General features: G+C 47.0%; 2 protein-coding genes and 1 pseudogene. 2 read left to right on the forward strand and 1 reads right to left on the reverse strand.

Annotated elements, in window-relative coordinates; translation table 11 throughout:
* Positions 1–136 precede the first annotated feature (136 nt).
* Positions 137–403, forward strand: a pseudogene (locus tag RIE73_RS26725) (hypothetical protein); the annotation flags it as partial.
* Positions 404–529: 126 nt separating this feature from the next.
* Here RIE73_RS26725 and RIE73_RS26730 read toward each other — a convergent pair.
* On the reverse strand, positions 530–1,219 hold the full coding sequence (locus tag RIE73_RS26730; RefSeq protein WP_446404063.1) for a response regulator transcription factor: 690 nt from the start codon (positions 1,217–1,219) through the stop codon (positions 530–532).
* A 273-nt stretch (positions 1,220–1,492) separates the two neighbouring features.
* On the opposite strand from RIE73_RS26730, the gene RIE73_RS26735 reads away from it, so the two are divergent.
* Positions 1,493–2,782, forward strand: coding sequence for a glucose-1-phosphate adenylyltransferase (locus RIE73_RS26735; protein ID WP_446404064.1), 1,290 nt, complete (start codon positions 1,493–1,495; stop codon positions 2,780–2,782).
* Positions 2,783–3,116 lie beyond the last annotated feature (334 nt).

The raw sequence follows: 3,116 nt of genomic DNA on the forward strand, positions 1-3,116 counted from the left end.
ACTCTTTTAGGTGTGTTCATTGTGGCTACCTTGCCCATGCTGACCACAATGCGGCACACAACTTGGAGCTTTTAGGCTCGGCGGGAGTTTATGGTCTCCGTTCCTACTTAAGTTCAAAACGTCAAAGTTTTGGATAACCATGACGATTATCCATGTCAATCAAAGACAGATTCGCCAAAATCACAAGAGTGGCGATCGCGCTCCGGTGATTACAGTGAAGCGCGGGTCGAGTAATATTTACGCTCATGGTGTGGAGATTACAGGGTCTTGTCGGGTGGTGTATCGTCCTGATCACCCAAAGCGTTGTGGGGCAAGAGTTTGGATTGAGACGTTATCTCAGGTGAAGGTGATTGGTCAGGCATTTAGCCCCAGTGGAGAGCTGTTGTCCTTGGGGTTTGGTTAGGTTTTGTCCGGTAGACTGCTCTGCTCACCCTAGTTCCACGTCTTACCTCTAGAACCACCTATGCTCTCCCTGCTGGCGCAGAGGTGGTCGGAAACGTTTGAGTCATGCCCTCTTAGGGAACAGGTTTTACTGGGTCAAACCATGTTCCAGGGCATAGCGGACTAACTCGGTGCGGCTATTGGTTCCAGTTTTGCTAAACAAGCGACTGACATATTTTTCCACATTGCGAACACTGGTTTCCAAGCGGCTAGCAATTTCTTTGTTCATCAGCCCTTGAGCAACCAAATCCAATACACTTTGCTCTCGCGGCGTAAAATCAATGCGGATGGGGGGCGGAGTTTGGGAAATATTACCCCGTTGAGCTAACATTTCCCGAATCGCGGTCAGCTCTTTTTCGATATTCCCTAAATCTGCCGTACCCGCCGTTTCCTGTGCCGTAGCGGCACGACGTTCCAACAAATTCTGTACCATGGCGACCAATTCATCCGTATCAAACGGTTTAGACAGATAAGCATCACAACCTGCCTGATAGCCTTGAATTCGGTCTGTAGTCATGCCTCTAGCCGTGAGAAAGATCACTGGCAATGATTTGAAACGCGGGTCTTCTCGCAGCTTCTTGAGAAACTGATACCCATCGACTTGAGGCATCATAATATCGGTAATCACCAGATCGGGAGTTTTTTGTTGCAACATTTGCCACGCATCATTGGCATTACTAGCAACATCGACGCTAAACCCGCCCACCTCTTCTAAATACTCTTTGACCGCCACCCGAACGCCCGGTTCGTCATCGACCAGTAACAGTTGTGCTGACATCTCTCACTTCCTTTGCCATTCTTGATCCTAATGTAATGGAAATTTATAATAACGGCGTAGAACTCACAAGTTCAACCCCAGCGTTGCGGGGGACACCTGGCTCAAATCATTACTCTAGTTGGGGTAGAAGTCTCTGGAGTGCCTCTATTCCCGCCGTTTTTTGAGTTTTTCTTTCTTTGGAGAGAGTCAACTTTCTCCCTTACCCTCTTGAAAAGATTTCCACACAAGCGGACACTAAGACTTGAGAGTCTATCGGCATTCCAGAGGTGTTTCGTGAAAAGAGTATTAGGTATCATTCTCGGAGGTGGCGCGGGCACCCGCCTTTATCCATTGACCAAGCTGCGGGCTAAACCGGCTGTTCCCTTGGCGGGTAAGTACCGCCTGATTGACATTCCGGTCAGTAACTGCATCAACTCCGAGATCTATCAAATTTACGTTCTTACCCAATTTAACTCAGCATCCTTGAATCGGCACATTGCCCGTGCATATAACTTTGCTGGCTTTACCGACGGATTTGTTGAAGTTCTAGCTGCCCAGCAAACGGCTGAAAATCCTAGTTGGTTTCAGGGTACAGCAGACGCGGTTCGTCAATATTTGTGGCTCCTAGAGGAGTGGGATGTTGATGAATATATCATTCTGTCCGGCGACCATCTTTATCGGATGGACTATCGCCATTTCGTGGAACACCATCGTGAAACGAAAGCTGATATCACCCTTTCTGTGGTGCCTATCGGTGAAAAACTGGCAACCAGTTTTGGTTTGATGAAAATTGATCACACCGGCAGGGTAATTGATTTCAGTGAAAAGCCCAAAGGGGATGCGCTGAAGCAAATGCAGGTGGATACGACGGTTTTAGGGTTGAAACCCGATGAGGCAAAGGAAAAACCCTATATTGCCTCGATGGGAATTTACGTCTTTAGTAAAGAGGCGTTGATTAAGTTGTTGCAAGCCAACCCCGAACAAACCGACTTTGGTAAAGAAATCATCCCAGGGGCATCAGGAGATCATAACGTTCAAGCCTACTTGTTCAACGACTACTGGGAAGACATTGGTACCATTGAAGCCTTCTATGATGCCAATTTAGCGTTAACTCGCCAACCCCAGCCACCGTTTAGTTTCTACGACAAAGAGGCACCGATTTATACTCGCGCCCGTTATTTGCCTCCGACTAAACTTTTGGATAGTCATGTGACGCAATCGATTATTGGAGAAGGTTGTATTCTTAAAGATTGTCGTATCCATCACTCGGTATTGGGAGTTCGCTCTCGCATTGAAGCGGGTTGTGTGATTGAAGACACGTTGATTATGGGATGTGACTTCTATGAACCCTTTGCCGAACGTCAATCCGATGTAGAAACTGGACGTGTACCGTTAGGGATTGGTGCAGGAACTACCATTCGCCGTGCCATCATTGACAAAAATGCTCGGATTGGTCGCGATGTTCAAATTGTGAACAAAGATCGTGTTGAGGAAGCTGAACGTGAAAAACAGGGCTTTTTGATCCGCAATGGCATTGTCGTTGTTCTCAAAAATGCTGTAATTCCTGATGGAACGGTGATTTAGGTTTTGATTGATGACTAGGGAGATGGGGACGGGAAAGTGGTGAGTTGTGACCCGTCACTTCGTTCGAGGGCGTGGTTTTGAGGTGACTCAGATCTCGGTCTGTGTCCTCCCTCATCTCTCTTGTCTCCCGGAATCAGGTATTGGGAAATCCACACTGGTCAGTCAACAGAAGCTGAGTTAATCTAAGGATTATATGAAACCGAGCAAGGTTTAACCCAACAACTTTAGTTGTGGCTGGCGCGATTGGTCTAGTTATGCTAGAGTAGTTATCATAATCTTGAGCAGAGACAATGATAGTTTTTGAGTTTAAGGTAAAAGCTAAACCCGCTCAATA

The organism is Coleofasciculus sp. C1-SOL-03, from assembly GCF_040220555.1.
Lineage (GTDB): Bacteria > Cyanobacteriota > Cyanobacteriia > Cyanobacteriales > Coleofasciculaceae > Coleofasciculus.

Excerpts from the sequence above, each read along its gene's own strand:
- RIE73_RS26730 (WP_446404063.1), bottom strand. The coding sequence starts at position 1,219 with ATGTCAGCACAACTGTTACTGGTCGATGACGAACCGGGCGTTCGGGTG.